Source organism: Streptomyces sp. NPDC014656, from assembly GCF_043084305.1.
Classification (GTDB): Bacteria; Actinomycetota; Actinomycetes; order Streptomycetales; family Streptomycetaceae; genus Streptomyces.
Genome location: NZ_JBIBZN010000005.1, coordinates 431,502 through 445,570, shown reverse-complemented (window position 1 = coordinate 445,570; position 14,069 = coordinate 431,502). Strand labels below are relative to the sequence as shown.

The window sequence follows — 14,069 nt, the reverse complement described above, 5'->3', positions numbered from 1 at the left end:
GCGTCAGTCCTCGCTGCCGTTCGAGGTGCCGGCCGGACCGCCGGGCGCCTCGTCCGGTTCGGCGACCGTGCGTTTCGGGGTGTAGCCGCGCTCCGTGGACTCCTGCAGCAGCGCCGCCTCTTCGGGCGAGAGCTCGGGTTCCTGTGCCATCATCGCTCCTCCCCCGGCGGGGTCGCCGGTTCTCCGGCTTCGACGAACTCCAGCACGTCGAAGTCTTCCGCCCGCAGCAGCAGGCCGGCCGTCCCGCGCACGCGCGCGCCGAACGTGCCGTCCGTACCCATCACGCGCGCCGATTCGAGGTACAGCTCGGCCGGGTGGGGGTACGAGGAGGCGTACGACCGGTCGCCGTACCAGCCGCCCGCCCAGTTGCCGTCCTTGAGCCGCACGCGCACGAAGCACGCTTCGCGGTCGCGGAACGCGTGGTCCCAGGCGCTGGGCGTGGGCAGGAACCGGGCCTTGCTCCGCCGCCGGTCCACCAGGGAGACGGCGACCGCCGCCACGGCCGGCACGACGAGGAACAGCGCCGCGGCGACGAAGCCGACCGTTCGCGGCCGTTCCACGAAGCCCTCCCAGCCACCGGTGCCTCGAGCCAGGCGGACCAGCGCCGGTCCCGCCGCCACGGCGTACAGGGCGTCCAGCGCGATCGACGCGACGATCGCCCGCAGCACCCGCTCACCCAGGTCACGCTCACCGGGCACCGGTCCACGGCGGCGTTCCCGGACGAACTGATAGGTGACCCCGGGCAGCACCAGGAGGACGAGCAGAGCGAGTTGCACGACGGTCGCAGGCGCCTGCACTTTCCACCCCCAGGTCTCGCGGGCTCCGCCCGGTCAGGCTACTGGCTCGCGTCCGTGAGCGCTGGCCCCGTGGCGAACGGGACGGCCTCAGACCGGCTTGCGCCACACGGAGATGTGCTTCGTGGAGTCCTGGGTGAACGGGGAGCCGTCCCAGTCCGCGAGGCGGCGTTCCAGTTCGAGCCCGGCGATCCGTGCCATCAGGTCGAGCTCCGCCGGCCAGGCGTACCGGTGCCGGGAGTTGCCGCGGCGGTAGCGGCCGTCGTCGCCGTCGCGGGTGAAGTGGTGCGAGACCAGCATCTGCTCGACCAGGTCGAAGGTGTCGAAGCCGGTGTGCCGCTCGGAGACGTCGAAGGGCACCGCGACCTGGCCGGGCGGCAGGAGCCGCAGCGGCGGCACGCCCAGCTCGATGACGAACCGGCCGCCGGGCTCCAGATGCCGTGCGGCGTTGCGGAAGCACTCGACCTGCTCGTCCTGCGTGAGCAGGTTGGTGATGGTGTTGTAGACGAGGTAGACCAGGGCGAACTCGCCGGGGACGACGGTGGTGGCCATGTCGCCGATGACCACCGGGAGGGTGTGCTCGTCGGCCTTGCGCCGCAGCACCGCCGCCATGTGTTCGGACAGTTCGATGCCCGTCACCGGCACGCCGCGTTCCCGGAGCGGGACTCCCACCCGCCCGGTTCCGATGGCGAACTCCAGCGCCCGGCCGTCTCCGGCGAGTCCGGCGAGGAAGGCGAGGGTCGGTCCGAGAACGGCGTCCGAGAACGCGTCGGTCTTCTCGGCGTCGTAGCGGTCGGCGGTCGCTCGGGTCCACAGCTCACTGCTCGTCACGGGTGGCCACTCTGCCGTGCGCCGGGGGTCGCCGTCGACGCATTTACGTTTCACCGGCTCCGACCGCACGGCCCGGGCGCGGGGTCGCCCCCGTGGTGCGGTGCCCCGCTCCCCCCTCGGACCCGCGTCACGCCAGGGGCAGCGCCTCCCCGTGCTGTTCCGGGGCCCTCGGGCCGAAGATGCGCCGCTCCTCCGCCCGGATCGGTACGTCGTTGATGCTCGCCTCACGCCGGCGCATCAGGCCGGTGGCGTCGAACTCCCACAGTTCGTTGCCGTAGGAGCGCCAGTGTCCGCCGTCCGCGTCGTGCCACTCGTACTGGAAGCGGACGGCGATCCGGTCGTCGCCGAAGGACCACAGCTCCTTGCGCAGCGCATAGTCGAGCTCCCTGCGCCACTTCTCGGCGAGGAACCGCCGGATCTCCGCCCGGCCGGTCACGAAGGTGTCGCGGTTGCGCCACACCGAGTCCTCCGTGTAGGCGAGGGCGACGCGATCGGGGTCACGGGTGTTCCACGCGTCTTCGGCGGCCTGCACCTTCGCGAGCGCGTCGGTCTCGGTGAACGGGGGCAGGGGAGGGCGGACCTGGGGGTCGGGGGTGCGGGACATCAGGGTGTCCTTCCGGGACGTCGGTGTGCACGAGGGGCACGGCAGGCGGTTCCTGCGGGTTGAAACGGTTCCCGCGGTCGAAGGGGTTCCCGCGGTCGAAGGGGTGCTCAGGGCTTGAGGGAGAGCCAGGTGCCGTGGTCCGCGACGCGGAGGGCGGGGGCGAGGCCGGCGTCGTCGAAGGCGAGCTCGATGGCGTCGCGGCCTTCGGTGAAGTGGGCCCAGCCGGTGTAGTGGGCGGGGATGTTGACGGGGGCTCCGAGGATCGCGGCGGCCGCGGCGGCGCGGGCGCCGTCGAGGCTGAGCGGGCGCCGGCGGAACTTGCCGGGGACGCGGGCGGCACCGGCGTGCAGGACGGTCGCGTCGACGGGTCCGGTGCGGCGGGCGATCTCGGTGACGGTGCGCAGGGAGGCGTTGTCGCCGCTGATGTAGACGGTGGGGAGTCCGGTCCCGGTGAGGACGAAGCCGATGACCTGGCAGTTGACCTCGCCGTCCGCGTCCCGTTCACCGTCCTCGGGGCCGTGGACGGCCGGTACGGCGGTGACGGTCAGCTCGCCGCCGTCCGGGCGGGCGAGGGTGTGGGCGTCCCAGGCGGCCAGGCCCTTCGCGGGGGCGCCGAGCCGGTCGGCGCCGCCGGTGGTGGTGAGCAGCAGCGGGGCGGCCAGGGCGAAGGCGCGGCCTCGGTCGTCGAGGTTGTCGGCGTGGTTGTCGTGGCTGACCAGGACCAGGTCGGCGTCGGCGAGCCGGTCCTCGGCGAGGGCCGGGCCCTCGGTCTTGGTCAGCCGGCCGTGCGGGCCCGGGGCGTCGAAGGTCGGGTCGGAGACGATGCGGAGGCCGCCGAGATCGAGGACGGTCGTGGGGCCGCCGACGACCAGGGCCTGGCCTTCGTGGCGGGGAAGGGGAGAAGGTGACGTCATGCTGGTGCGGCTCCTTCGGGGCGGGACGGGGACGGGAAGGCGGTGGGGCGCGGGAGCGCCCCGGCCGGCGCGTCCCTGGAAGTCGACCCCGGGGAGACCGCGGGAGCAAGCGAAAAATGCCGTTCCGGTTGCGGCCGTGCCCCGCCCGGACGGGTGCGGGGAGCCGGGCCGTCGGACACCGAAGGCCCGGCCCGTGAGGGGCCGGGCCTCCGGCGGGGCAGGGGCGCCGGAGGGCCGGCGGGCCTCCGGCGCACCGGCGGTCACACGGTCGACGGCTGGGGCAGGACCTCTCAGACCGTCCCCTCGCGCGTCGGCACCGGTCGGAACGCGCCGCCGTACATCGGCAGTTCGATCTGGTCGCCGTAGCGGGCGAGCTGGGCCCAGGGGCGGTTGATGCCGGCGGAGCCGTACGTGCGGACACGGGTGACGGTGTCGAGGTCGAGGACGTCGACGAGGACCTCCTCGCCGGTGCCGGCCTGCTGGCGGATCGTTCCCTCCGGGTCGACGATGACGCTGGCGCCGACCCCGGCCGGGTCGGCGGCGTTGACGTTGACGACGTACACCTGGTTGGTCCAGGCGTTGGCGCGGGCGCAGACCAGTTCCATCTCTCGGTCGCGGGTGGTGGTCAGCGTCGGCTGGATGATCACCTCGGCGCCCAGCCAGGCCAGCTGGCGCGCCGTCTCGGGGAACGAGCCGTCGTAACAGACGGCGAGGCCCGCGCGGCCGATGCCGGGCAGGTCGAAGACGACGAACTCGCTGCCGGGACGGGTCTGTTCGTACGGCTGCCAGGGGAAGACCTTGCGGTAGCGGGCGGCGATCTCGCCGTCGGGGGAGACGGCGAGGGCGGTGTTGTAGACGTGGCCGTCGTCGGCCTGTTCGTAGACGCTGCCGGGGACCAGCCAGAGGCCGGTTTCGCGGGCCAGGGCGCCGAGCCGGTCCGTCAGCGGTCCGGGGACCGGCACGGCGGCCTCCCGCATCCACCGCGGGCGGGCCTGGAGCAGGGGCGCCTCCGCGCTCAGCAGCAGCTCGGGTACGACGACGAGCTGGACGTGCGGGAAGGTGTCGCGTACCGCGCGGACCTGGTCGGCGAACCGTTCCCAGCTGGCCTGCGGGTCGTGGGCCACGGGGGTGGTCTGGAGGGCGGCGAGGGCGAGGGTGCGCATGGGGGTCAGTTCTCCGTGACGAAGGGGGTGGCGACGGCCGTGCGGCCGTCCTGGAAGAAGCGGCGGTGGCGGGTGCGGACGAACAGCATGACGAGGGCGCCGAGGACGATCGAGCCGATGCCGAGGAGGAAGACCCCGCCGACTCCGCCGAACGAGGTGGAGCCGTAGCCGGGGTCGGCCATGTCGTAGGCGCTGCGGACGAACGCCGCCAGCATCATCAGGCCGCCGGCCGCCGGGAGGACGCCCTTGACCAGCAGGTCGCGCGGGGAGTTCCGCAGCTCCCGGCGGAAGTACCAGACGCAGGCGAAGCCGGTGACGCCGTAGTAGAAGGCGATCAGGAGGCCGATCGACAGGATGGCGTCACCGAGGAAGTCGGCGGAGACCAGGGTGAGCAGGACCAGGGCGACGGCCGCCGCGGTTCCGCAGAACACCGTCCCGAAGGCGGGGGTGCGGAAGCGCGGGTGGACGCGGCCGAAGGCGGCGGGCAGGGCGCCGTGCGCGCTCATCGAGAGCGTGCTGCGGGGTGTGGAGCCCGCGCAGGTCAGCAGGGCGCCGACGGCCGAGACGGCGATGGCGAGCGTGACGACCCTGCTCGCGGCGTCGCCGAGGACGGTGGGGGCGAGGCGGGTGAGGACGTCGGCCGCGTTCCGCTCGTCGCCCAGCCCGAGCCCGCCGGTGCCGGTTCCGGCGAAGGAGATCGCGGCGAAGGCGGTGAAGAGGTAGGTGACGAGCAGGATCAGGGTGGAGGCGACCGCGGCCCTGCCGGGGACGCGGTCGCTGTCGACGGTCTCCTCGTTGAAGGTGATCAGGGCGTCCCAGCCCCAGTAGATGAACAGGCAGAGGAGCACCGCCTCGGCGAAGGAGCCGAAGTCGCCGAAGGCGAAGGGGTCGACCCAGCTCAGGGACGGAGCGGCGGCGCCGTCCCGGGCGAAGGCGGCGATCCCGAAGGCGAGCAGGGCGAGGAGCTGGAGGCCGAGCATCGCGTACTGCACGTGGGCGGCGAGCTGGATGCCCCGGTAGGCGACGGTGACCACCAGGGCGAGCAGGAACACGGCGGCGGCGGTCACGGCCGGGGTGCTGCCGGCCGCCGCGTCGAGCCCGAGGGCGGCGAACAGCGTGGAGGCTCCGACCTGGGCGAGCGCGGTCATCGCGAGGACGGTCGCCACCAGGACCGTCCAGCCCCCCGCCACCCAGCCGACGGCCGGGCCGAACGCCCGCGTGTTCCACACGAAGGTGGTGCCGCAGTCCGGCATGCGCCGGTTGAGCTCGCGGAACGCGAAGGCCGTGAGGAGGATCGGCACGAAGCCCAGGATCAGAGCGGCGGGGGCCTGGTCGCCGGCCACCAGGGTCACCAGGCCCAGGGTGATCGCGATGCTGTAGGCGGGTGCGACGGAGGCGAGCCCGAGGGCGATCGTGGCCAGGAGGCCGACGGAGTCGCTCCGCAGGCCCTTGGCGGCGGGGGGTGCCTCGGACGGTGGAACGGCGGACGCGCTGGTCATGAGGGCCCTCCGGGGGATGGGGTACGGACATGCCGCATTCGTTAAACAGAGATTTAAGGAATCGGCTTCAACGCAGTCAAGGGCTGGCGATGTATCTTTTGGTCTCGGTTCAGTCCACGGGATGACGGAGGAGCTCGGTGGCGCGGAACAAGGACCAGGAGGCCCGGCGCGCCCAGCTGGGCGAGGCCGCGGCACGCGCCCTGCTCAACCGGGGACTCGACGGGCTCCGCCTGAAGGACGTCGCCGAGGAGGCCGGGGTCACCCCCGCGGCGGTCCTGTACTACTACGAGGACCTCGACGCCCTGATGTACGAGACCTTCCAGCAGGCGATCGAACGGTTCTGCCGGGAGCGCGAGACGGCGGCGGAGCGGGAGGCGGACGCGCGCGACCGGCTGCGCAGCTGCATCGCCTCCGGGGTGGCGTCGGGCCCCCAGGACCGGCTGCCCCGGCTGCTCTTCGAGTACTGGCCCCGTACGCTCCGCGATCCCAAGGCCGCCGCCCTGGACAGCGCTCTGACCGAGCGTCAGATCAGCGTCTATCAGGGGATCCTGGTACTCGGTGAGGCTCAGGGCCACTTCACCCTGACGGACCCGGCCCGTCTGATCGCCGCCAACTTCGTGGCGATGGAGGACGGTTACCAGATGGACGTCCTCGCCGGACGCCGCTCGCCCCGCGAAGTGATCACGGCCCTGCACTCCTACGCCCGCGCCGCGACCGGCCACCTCCCGGACGGACCCTGACGCCGCCACGCCCCTCTTCCCGACGGCCGGGTGGGGCCGGGGGGAGCGCGTGGCCTCGCCGTCGGCAGTGACCGAGCCGGGCGCCTCGATCGAGAGAACATCTCGATCGAGAGAACATACGGACGCGGTCACCTTCGGCACGACCGGCTCCACCGGCCGCTCCCCATCGCCGAACTGCCCGCTCGGGGTCGGCGGGGGGGGCGGCGGCCGTGCGCGACGCCTGTATCCGGCGTCACCGGCTCACCGTTCTCGGACCTCCACACGGAGAGGCCGGAACCCAGGGAGTCCCCGCCCCGCCCCAGGCCGGGGCACGGCGAGGAACGGGGACCGCCCTCACGGGGCCGGGGCTGTCGGTCCCCGGTGTTAACGTCGCCGCCATGGCAAACCGTTCGTATCTCTATTCCGCAGACTCGATGCCGGACGAGGCGGGGACCCCCCGGCGGATCCGATGCATATCGGAGCACAACTGGGACGTCCCGCTCGCGCACAAGCTCCTGGCGGGGCGCGGGACGACGGTCGTCCCGTCCATGATCTGGAACCCTCCGGTCGGCATCGCCGCGGACTACGCCGATGGGGCGGCCCTGCTCCGCGAACTCCTGCGCGTGGTCGGCGAGGGCCTGGAGGGCGACGCCGAGTTCGCCGAATGCGTCACCAGGACCACGGCCCACCTCGAGAAGCAGCAGGCGAAGTTCTTCGTCCTCGAGGCCGGGGAGATCGTCTCGATGACGGACGACGATCCGGTGGCGAGCGTGCGGCGTCTGGCGTCCGAGGAGATCCCCGGCGCCGTCGCCGAGGCCGAGGCGGCGATCGCCGGCCGGAACGGCGACTGGCTCGACTCGGTCCGGACCGACTGGCAGAGGCACTTCGCGTCCTTCTACAGCGAGGCGCTCTACTTCTCCTTCCCCGGCTGACCGGGCCCGCCTTCCGGCCGCCGCGGGGAGGGTCTCGCCCCGCGGCACTTCAAGGCCTGGGCCATCGGCGCCGTCCGGTGGCGAGAACGGCGCCCTCGTCACCGGCCCCCACCCGTCCGAGGCCGAGGTCGACCCCGACCTCATCAACGCCTGCGAGGAGACCGTCACCGCCCTGCCCGGCGCCTCGTTCTTCGATTCTGCCCCGCCCTTCGGCGTGATCCGCGGCGGCAACGTCGACACCGCCGCCCTCGGCGCCCTGCAGGTCTCGGCCACCGGCGACCCGGCCGACCCGATGGTCCCCGGCAAGATGGTCAAGGGCATGGGCGGCGCCATGGACCTCGTCCACGGCGCGCGCAAGGTCGTCGTGCCGAGGGAGCACACCGCGAAGGACGGCACCCCGAAGACCGTGGAGGACTGCCCCCTCCCGCTCACCGGCCGCCGCCGCGTCGACCGGATCACCACCCACCTCGGCGTCCTCGACGTCGCCGCCCGCCGACCGCCCTCCCGGCCGTGCCGGTCCGCTCCCACACCTCGCGTTCCGCCCGGAGGCGGCCGCACGGGGCGAGCACAAGGTCACTCAATCATTGAGATACATTCTCTTTGAGATACCTTTACTCAACCGCCCCTCGTTAGGGAGTCGATGAACAGCGCGCGCCGACCGGTCCGATGGCTGGTCCCCCTCGTCCTCGTGATCGTCTGGCTCGGCCTCGGAGGAGCCTTCGGCTCCTACGCGGGCAAGCTCGGCGAGGTCTCCACGAACGACCAGGCTGCCTTCCTGCCCCAGAACGCCGAGTCCACCAAGGTGATCGCACAGCAGAAGGCGTTCGCCCAGGAGGAGACCCTTCCCGCCGTCGTCGTCTGGACCGTGCCCGACGGCGCCGACGTCTCGGACGCCCAGCAGAAGGCGGCCACCGCCGCCCTGCGGTCGCTGGCGGACGCCGAGGGCGTCGACGGGACGCCCTCGCCCGCCTTCCGCTCCGAGGACGGAAAGGCCCTGCAGGGTGTCGTGCCCCTCTCGCCGGACCTCGGGGAACGACTCGGTGAGGTCCTGGACGGCATCGAGCGCGCGGCGGCCGAGGTGCCGGACACCCGGGCCCAGCTCGCCGGGCCCGCGGCGACCCAGGGGGATCTGGGAGAGGCGTTCGCCGGAATCGACGGGCTCCTGCTCGGGGTGGCGCTGGCCGCCGTCCTGCTCATCCTGCTGCTCGTCTACCGGAGCGTCCTGCTCCCCTTCCTGATCATCATCAGCGCCGTCTTCGCGCTCGGAGTCGCCGGCGCGATCGTGTACGTCCTCGCCGACAACGACGTCGTCCGCGTCGACGGCCAGGTCCAGGGCATCCTGTCCATCCTGGTGATCGGCGCGGCCACCGACTACGCGCTCCTCCTCACCGCCCGTTTCCGCGAGGAGCTCGCCGCCGGCCGGGACCGCTCCGCCGCCGCCTGGGCCGCCACCCGGGGCTCCTTCGAGGCCATCACCGCCAGCGCCGCGACCGTCGCCCTCGGCCTCCTGGCCCTCCTCCTCAGCGACCTGACCAACAACAGGGCCCTCGGACCGGTCGGCGCGATCGGCGTCGTCTGCGCCGTCCTGACGACCCTCACGTTCCTGCCCGCCGTCCTCGCGCTGATGGGCAGGACCGCGTTCTGGCCGGCCAAGCCGAAGTCGGCCGACGCCGAGACGGGCGGTCACGGCGTCTGGCGGCGCGTCGCCCACTGGGTCGACGCCCGCCCCCGCCGGCTGTGGATCGTCACCACCGGCTTCCTGCTGGCCGGCGCGGCGTTCTTCCCCGCCCTGCAGTCGAAGGGCGTCCCCCTGGACGAACTGTTCGTCAACGACGCCCCGTCCGTCGCCGCCCAGCAGACGCTGGGCCGGCACTTCCCCGGCGGCTCCGGCCAGCCCGCGGTCATCATCGCCGACGCCGCGAGCCGGACCGCGGTGCGGGAGGCGGCGGCCGCGACGCCCGGGGTGGCCGACGCGCGGGTGGCCACCAGCACCCCCGGCGGTCAGCCCCTGGTCGTCGACGGCAGGGTCCGCATCGACGCCACCCTGGCCGACGCCCCCGACAGCGACGCGGCCAAGCGGACCGTCCGGGACCTGCGCGAGCGGGTGCACGCCGCCGACGCGGACACCTTGGTGGGCGGTTACACAGCGCAGCAGTACGACACGCAGCGCACCGCGGAACACGACAAGAACCTGATCATTCCCGTCGTCCTGGCCATCATCCTCGTCATCCTGGTCGTCCTCCTCCGGTCCCTGCTCCTGCCCGTCCTCCTGGTGGCCACCGTCGGTCTGAACTACCTGGCGACCCTCGGCATCGCGGGACTGGTCTTCGAGCACGGCTTCGGCTTCTCCGGGACGGACGCCTCCGTACCCCTGTACGGATTCGTCTTCCTCGTGGCGCTCGGAGTCGACTACAACATCTTCCTCATGTCCCGGGTGCGCGAGGAGACCCTGCGGCTGGGCACCCGGCAGGGCATGCTGCGCGGGCTCATCGCCACCGGCGGTGTGATCACGTCGGCGGGAGTGGTCCTCGCGGCGACCTTCGCGGCCCTCATCGTCATCCCCCTCGCCTTCCTGGCGCAGATCGCCTTCATCGTCGCCTTCGGCGTGCTCCTCGACACGATCGTGGTGCGGTCGCTCCTGGTGCCCGCCCTGGTACGCGACATCGGCCCGAAGGTCTGGTGGCCCAGCCGGCTCGCGCACGAGGCCGCCCCCGAGAACCCCGACCTCGACGTCCCCCGCTCACCCCGCTGACGATCCCGGGTCCTCGGCCGTCTCCACGACCGGTCACCGACCCGGCCGACGGTTCCGGGAGGGCCCTGAGCACGGCCCCCCTCCTCCCGGCACCGCCGAGGGCCGTCCGCCGCGCGCCCCGCGTGCGGCGGACGGCCCTTCCCGCGCCGGGCCGCGCCCGCCGGGTCCTACCGGCGTCCCGGGTCCGCGTGGGGCCCCTTCCCCGTCCCGGGCCTCGCCGACAGCACGAGGTGGGCCACTTCCCCGGGCAGGCACAGCGCCGCGGGGCCTTCCATCGGCACGACCCAGAACGCCGCGCAGCGCGGGTCGCGTTCGGTCAGTTCGGTCGCCGGCACGCCGAGCAGCGTGTCGTGCCCCAGGCACTCCGCTTCCGGAAGGTTCCACATGCGTGCCGTGCTCACCGGGGTCAGGGCGTAGAACTGGCGTCCGCCCTCGTCGTAGAAGACCGGCCCGCCGGCCAGCGCCTCCCTCAGGAAGGCCGCGACGCCCCGGCGGTCTTCCGTACCGGCGGCGCGGTGAACGATGTCCGCCGGCACGCGCACCGCGGAGAACAGGACTCCGCAGCGCAGGAGGGCCACGCCGAAGACGGCCCATTCCCGCCTGGCCGTACGGCTGTCCGCGGCGGCCAGCAGCAGCCAGGTGGCGGCGGCCAGTTCGCGTTCCTGGCGCGTGTGGACGAGCGTGCGGGGCGGCGCCGGTAATCCGCAGTCCTCTTCGTCGCAGCCGTTCTCCATGGTCGACATGCTCAGCTCTCCCCGTCGTGCCTGACATGACCTGCCGGGGGCACGGTCTCCCCCGGCCGGAGAGACTATCCCCGCAGGCGGCGAAACGGTTCGCCTCACGGGCCGGGCCGCCCGGAAGGATGACATGCCGCCGTGGACGTTTGGTCCGTGGACGTTCGGCGAGGAGCGGCCCTGCCGCGCGATCCGCCGTGTGCGGGAGGCGGCCGGCCGTCCGCTCTCACACGCCGTCCTCCATGCGGCGGAGCCAGGTGGTGAGCAGCGATTCGAGGCTCTCGGCCTCATCGGGTGTCAGCAGGTCCAGCAGATGGCGTTCGTTGCGCATGTGGTCGGTGAACGCCCGGTCGATCAGTTCGCGGCCCGGCCCGGTGAGGGCGACGACGCGGCCGCGCCGGTCGCCCTCCGCCCGGCGGCGGGTGACGAGACCGGCCCGCTCCAAGCGGTCGATCCGTTTCGTCATCGCGCCCGTGGTGACCATGGTGTGTTCGGCGAGCTCGCCGGGTGCCCGCTCGTAGGGCTCGCCGGCCCGGCGCAGGGCGCACAGGACGTCGAACTCCCCTTCGCTGAGGCCGTGGCGGGCGTAGACGCGGCAGAGCTCCTCGGTGAGCCCGCCGGCCAGGCGGTGCAGCCGGCCGATCACCCCCTGCGGGGAGACGTCGACGTCAGGCCGCTGCCGACGCCAGTCGGCCTGGATGCGGGCCACGTGGTCCAGGGGTTCCCGGTCGTCGTCCATGACACCACGATACCTTCCCGGGAAGGTATATTAGCTTCCATGGAAGCTAATATACGGTGGATGGCGCTGACCGCGGTCGCGCCGGTGGCCTGGGGGACCAACTACTTCGTCACGCACGAGTTCCTGCCCACCGGCCACCCGCTGTACGGAGCGGCGTGGCGCGCCCTGCCCGCCGGCCTCGTCCTGATGGCCCTGTGCAGGCGGCTGCCGCGCGGCGCGTGGTGGTGGCGGTCCGCCGTACTGGGCCTGCTCAACGTGAGCGTGTTCTTCGTCCTCGTCTACGTCGCCTCCCAGACCCTGCCGACGAGCCTGGCCTCGACCGTCATGGCGGTGTCCCCGCTGGCGATGATGCTCATCGCCTGGCCCCTGGTCTCCGAACGCCCCCGGGCCGCCCACCTGGCCGGTGCCGGGCTCGGCCTCGCCGGGGTGTGCCTGATGCTGCTCACCGGTACGGAAGGAGTGAACGTACGGGGCGTCCTCGCGTCGGCCGGCGCCATGCTCGTCTCGGCCTTCGGCCACATCCTGACCAAACGCTGGAACACCGGCACCGACACCGGCGCACTCGCCTCGACCGCCTGGCAGCTCACCGCCGGCGGCCTGCTGCTGCTCCCCGCGGCGGCGGTCGTGGAGGGGCCTCCCCCCGCGCTCTCCGCACCGGCGCTCCTCGCGTTCGCCTACGTCGCCCTGGTCGCCACCGCGCTGGCCTTCACCGTCTGGTTCGCCGGACTGCGGCGCCTGCCGGCGGGAACCGTGGGCCTGCTCGGACTGCTCAACCCCGTCACAGGCGTCCTGCTCGGCACGATCGTCGCTTCCGAGGCGCTGACCGTCCGACAACTGGGCGGACTGGCACTGGTCCTGGCGGGAGTGCTCCTCGGCCACGCGACCCGGCGCGCCGGGGCCGAGCCGGTCCGCCGGTCCGCCGGCGCGGGGAGCGGAGGCGTCCGGTGCCGCCGCGGATGAGGCGCCGACAGCGGCGCCGGGGTGGCCCGACCGCGACCGCGGCCCTTGGTCAGCGACCCCGCCTCCCCTAAGATGTATTAGGTGAAGACCTCTACTGCCCCTTACCTGATGCGTGCCGGCTCGCCGCCCGTGGAGACCTACCTCCGGCTGAGGGTGGCCTCGGGGCTGAGTGCGAAGACCGTGGAGGCCGCGGAGGCGGGCCTGCCGAACACCTGGCACGGCGTGACGGTGCTGTGCGGGGACGAGCCGGTCGGAATGGGCCGCGTCGTCGGAGACGGCGGCTGCGCCTTCCAGATCGTCGACATCTGCGTCGTGCCCGAGCACCAGGGCCGAGGACTGGGCAAGCGGATCATGACGGAGCTGGTCGGCGAACTGGAGCGGCGCGCGCCGGACGGCGCCTACGTCTCGCTCATCGCCGACGGAGACGCCCCGTTCCTGTACGAGAAGTTCGGATTCAGGCACACGGCTCCCGCGTCGGTCGGCATGCACCGCACCGTGTGACGAAGCCCCACCGGGCCAGGCGATCAGGGCCTGGCCGGCGGGGCTTCGGGGCGCGGGGCGTCAGCGGAGGCGGCGGGCCCGCAGCACGACGTCGTGGGTGTGATGGGCGCCCGCTCCGCCCTCGGGCAGCACGCGGGGCCGCTCCTCGTCCACCTCGATCCGCCAGTCCTCACCGAGGAGCGCGGCGACCATCGAGGGCCAGACGTAGTCGGCGGGGTCGAAGGCGCCGTCCTGGCCGGGGCGGTGCTCGTCCATGCCCGCGTGGTGGACGAGCAGCAGGACCCCGCCGGGCGCGACGGCGTCGAGCAGGGCGTGCTCGGCCGTCGCCCCCGGGGTTCGGAGCAGCGCCGGGTACTGCGCGGAGACCAGGTCGAAGGAGGCGGGCGGGAGCGCCGCCTCGGTCAGTCCGGCGTGCACCCAGCGCACCTTGACGCCGGCGTCCCGCGCATGGGCGGCGGCCCGGGCCAGCGCCACGCCCGAGACCTCCAGGGCGGTGACGTCCCAGCCGGAGCGGGCGAGCCAGATGGCATCCGCGCCCTCCCCGCACCCGACGTCGAGCACGCGCCCGGCCGGGAGGCCGGCGGTCTCCGCGACGAGCGCCCCGTTGGGCTGCCCGCTCCAGAGCTGCGTGCGCTCGGAATAGCGGCTGTCCCACTCGTCGCGCACGGCGGGGTCGCCGACGTAGCCGTCGGCGAAAGGGGCGCTGTCGGTGGGGAGGGCTTCTGCTGCGGTGTCGTCGGCCATGGCCCCACCGTCGTCCAGCGCCCCTCCCCCTGGCCAGTCCTGTTGCCGGAACGGCAAAAGCACGGACCCTTCCCCGGCCTCGCCGGCCGCCTCGACGACGGCGTCGGGCAGGTCGCGCGCCCCGCACGCCAACCGGCCGGTCCTCCCCGCCGCCGGGTCCGGCAGGCGCACCAGTACGCCGGA

General features: G+C 73.3%; 15 protein-coding genes and 1 pseudogene. 6 read left to right on the top strand and 10 right to left on the bottom strand.

What is annotated here, in order from left to right:
* Positions 1-3: 3 nt before the first annotated feature.
* The 7 genes from ACF1ED_RS15440 to ACF1ED_RS15410 all read right to left on the bottom strand — a co-directional run bounded on the left by ACF1ED_RS15440 (position 4) and on the right by ACF1ED_RS15410 (position 5,805).
* Positions 4-150 carry a hypothetical protein gene (locus ACF1ED_RS15440; protein WP_391760500.1) on the bottom strand — a complete coding sequence of 49 codons (147 nt, stop codon included), beginning with the start codon at positions 148-150 and terminating at the stop codon, positions 4-6.
* Entirely contained in the window at positions 150-776 is a 627-nt protein-coding gene (locus ACF1ED_RS15435) for a DUF6338 family protein (RefSeq protein WP_391760498.1), read from the bottom strand. The genes ACF1ED_RS15440 and ACF1ED_RS15435 overlap by 1 nt, the downstream gene beginning before the upstream one ends.
* 108 nt (positions 777-884) lie before the next feature.
* Entirely contained in the window at positions 885-1,625 is a 741-nt protein-coding gene (locus tag ACF1ED_RS15430) for a class I SAM-dependent DNA methyltransferase (RefSeq protein WP_391760496.1), read from the bottom strand.
* A 127-nt stretch (positions 1,626-1,752) separates the two neighbouring features.
* Positions 1,753-2,229: a nuclear transport factor 2 family protein gene (locus ACF1ED_RS15425; RefSeq protein ID WP_391760494.1), complete on the bottom strand. Its 477-nt coding sequence runs from the start codon at positions 2,227-2,229 to the stop codon at positions 1,753-1,755.
* 107 nt (positions 2,230-2,336) lie between these two features.
* Positions 2,337-3,143, bottom strand: coding sequence for an MBL fold metallo-hydrolase (locus ACF1ED_RS15420; RefSeq protein ID WP_391760492.1), 807 nt, complete (start codon positions 3,141-3,143; stop codon positions 2,337-2,339).
* Between the two features lie 290 nt (positions 3,144-3,433).
* Entirely contained in the window at positions 3,434-4,306 is an 873-nt protein-coding gene (locus ACF1ED_RS15415) for a carbon-nitrogen hydrolase family protein (protein WP_391760490.1), read from the bottom strand.
* 5 nt (positions 4,307-4,311) lie between these two features.
* On the bottom strand, positions 4,312-5,805 hold the full coding sequence (locus ACF1ED_RS15410; RefSeq protein WP_391760488.1) for an APC family permease: 1,494 nt from the start codon (positions 5,803-5,805) through the stop codon (positions 4,312-4,314).
* A gap of 137 nt (positions 5,806-5,942) precedes the next feature.
* On the opposite strand from ACF1ED_RS15410, the gene ACF1ED_RS15405 reads away from it, so the two are divergent.
* The 4 genes and pseudogenes from ACF1ED_RS15405 to ACF1ED_RS15390 all read left to right on the top strand — a co-directional run bounded on the left by ACF1ED_RS15405 (position 5,943) and on the right by ACF1ED_RS15390 (position 10,208).
* On the top strand, positions 5,943-6,545 hold the full coding sequence (locus ACF1ED_RS15405) for a TetR/AcrR family transcriptional regulator (RefSeq protein ID WP_391760486.1): 603 nt from the start codon (positions 5,943-5,945) through the stop codon (positions 6,543-6,545).
* Positions 6,546-6,922: 377 nt separating this feature from the next.
* Positions 6,923-7,456, top strand: coding sequence for a hypothetical protein (locus tag ACF1ED_RS15400; RefSeq protein WP_391760484.1), 534 nt, complete (start codon positions 6,923-6,925; stop codon positions 7,454-7,456).
* 79 nt (positions 7,457-7,535) lie between these two features.
* A pseudogene (locus ACF1ED_RS15395) lies at positions 7,536-7,940 on the top strand (CoA-transferase); the annotation flags it as partial.
* A gap of 156 nt (positions 7,941-8,096) precedes the next feature.
* On the top strand, positions 8,097-10,208 hold the full coding sequence (locus tag ACF1ED_RS15390) for an MMPL family transporter (protein ID WP_391760482.1): 2,112 nt from the start codon (positions 8,097-8,099) through the stop codon (positions 10,206-10,208).
* 167 nt (positions 10,209-10,375) lie between these two features.
* Here the strand turns inward: ACF1ED_RS15390 and ACF1ED_RS15385 are convergent, their stop codons facing one another.
* Positions 10,376-10,951 carry a hypothetical protein gene (locus tag ACF1ED_RS15385; RefSeq protein ID WP_391760480.1) on the bottom strand — a complete coding sequence of 192 codons (576 nt, stop codon included), beginning with the start codon at positions 10,949-10,951 and terminating at the stop codon, positions 10,376-10,378.
* Positions 10,952-11,168: 217 nt separating this feature from the next.
* Positions 11,169-11,681 (bottom strand): MarR family winged helix-turn-helix transcriptional regulator, encoded by a 513-nt coding sequence (locus tag ACF1ED_RS15380; protein ID WP_391760478.1) that lies wholly within the window; start codon positions 11,679-11,681, stop codon positions 11,169-11,171.
* 51 nt (positions 11,682-11,732) lie between these two features.
* On the opposite strand from ACF1ED_RS15380, the gene ACF1ED_RS15375 reads away from it, so the two are divergent.
* Together ACF1ED_RS15375 and ACF1ED_RS15370 are read left to right on the top strand one after the other, a co-directional pair.
* Positions 11,733-12,641 carry an EamA family transporter gene (locus ACF1ED_RS15375; RefSeq protein WP_391760740.1) on the top strand — a complete coding sequence of 303 codons (909 nt, stop codon included), beginning with the start codon at positions 11,733-11,735 and terminating at the stop codon, positions 12,639-12,641.
* Positions 12,642-12,749: 108 nt separating this feature from the next.
* Positions 12,750-13,142 carry a GNAT family N-acetyltransferase gene (locus tag ACF1ED_RS15370; protein WP_391760738.1) on the top strand — a complete coding sequence of 131 codons (393 nt, stop codon included), beginning with the start codon at positions 12,750-12,752 and terminating at the stop codon, positions 13,140-13,142.
* 60 nt (positions 13,143-13,202) lie between these two features.
* Here the strand turns inward: ACF1ED_RS15370 and ACF1ED_RS15365 are convergent, their stop codons facing one another.
* Positions 13,203-13,886 carry a class I SAM-dependent methyltransferase gene (locus ACF1ED_RS15365; RefSeq protein ID WP_391760476.1) on the bottom strand — a complete coding sequence of 228 codons (684 nt, stop codon included), beginning with the start codon at positions 13,884-13,886 and terminating at the stop codon, positions 13,203-13,205.
* Positions 13,887-14,069 lie beyond the last annotated feature (183 nt).

What these genes read in the sequence shown, in the direction of transcription:
- ACF1ED_RS15410 (WP_391760488.1), bottom strand. Translation starts at nt 5,805, where the DNA reads ATGACCAGCGCGTCCGCCGTTCCACCGTCCGAGGCACCCCCCGCCGCC.
- ACF1ED_RS15370 (WP_391760738.1), top strand. Translation starts at nt 12,750, where the DNA reads ATGCGTGCCGGCTCGCCGCCCGTGGAGACCTACCTCCGGCTGAGGGTG.
- ACF1ED_RS15440 (WP_391760500.1), bottom strand. Translation starts at nt 150, where the DNA reads ATGGCACAGGAACCCGAGCTCTCGCCCGAAGAGGCGGCGCTGCTGCAG.
- ACF1ED_RS15365 (WP_391760476.1), bottom strand. Translation starts at nt 13,886, where the DNA reads ATGGCCGACGACACCGCAGCAGAAGCCCTCCCCACCGACAGCGCCCCT.
- ACF1ED_RS15415 (WP_391760490.1), bottom strand. Translation starts at nt 4,306, where the DNA reads ATGCGCACCCTCGCCCTCGCCGCCCTCCAGACCACCCCCGTGGCCCAC.
- ACF1ED_RS15380 (WP_391760478.1), bottom strand. Translation starts at nt 11,681, where the DNA reads ATGGACGACGACCGGGAACCCCTGGACCACGTGGCCCGCATCCAGGCC.
- ACF1ED_RS15425 (WP_391760494.1), bottom strand. Translation starts at nt 2,229, where the DNA reads ATGTCCCGCACCCCCGACCCCCAGGTCCGCCCTCCCCTGCCCCCGTTC.
- ACF1ED_RS15400 (WP_391760484.1), top strand. Translation starts at nt 6,923, where the DNA reads ATGGCAAACCGTTCGTATCTCTATTCCGCAGACTCGATGCCGGACGAG.
- ACF1ED_RS15385 (WP_391760480.1), bottom strand. Translation starts at nt 10,951, where the DNA reads ATGTCGACCATGGAGAACGGCTGCGACGAAGAGGACTGCGGATTACCG.
- ACF1ED_RS15420 (WP_391760492.1), bottom strand. Translation starts at nt 3,143, where the DNA reads ATGACGTCACCTTCTCCCCTTCCCCGCCACGAAGGCCAGGCCCTGGTC.
- ACF1ED_RS15390 (WP_391760482.1), top strand. Translation starts at nt 8,097, where the DNA reads ATGAACAGCGCGCGCCGACCGGTCCGATGGCTGGTCCCCCTCGTCCTC.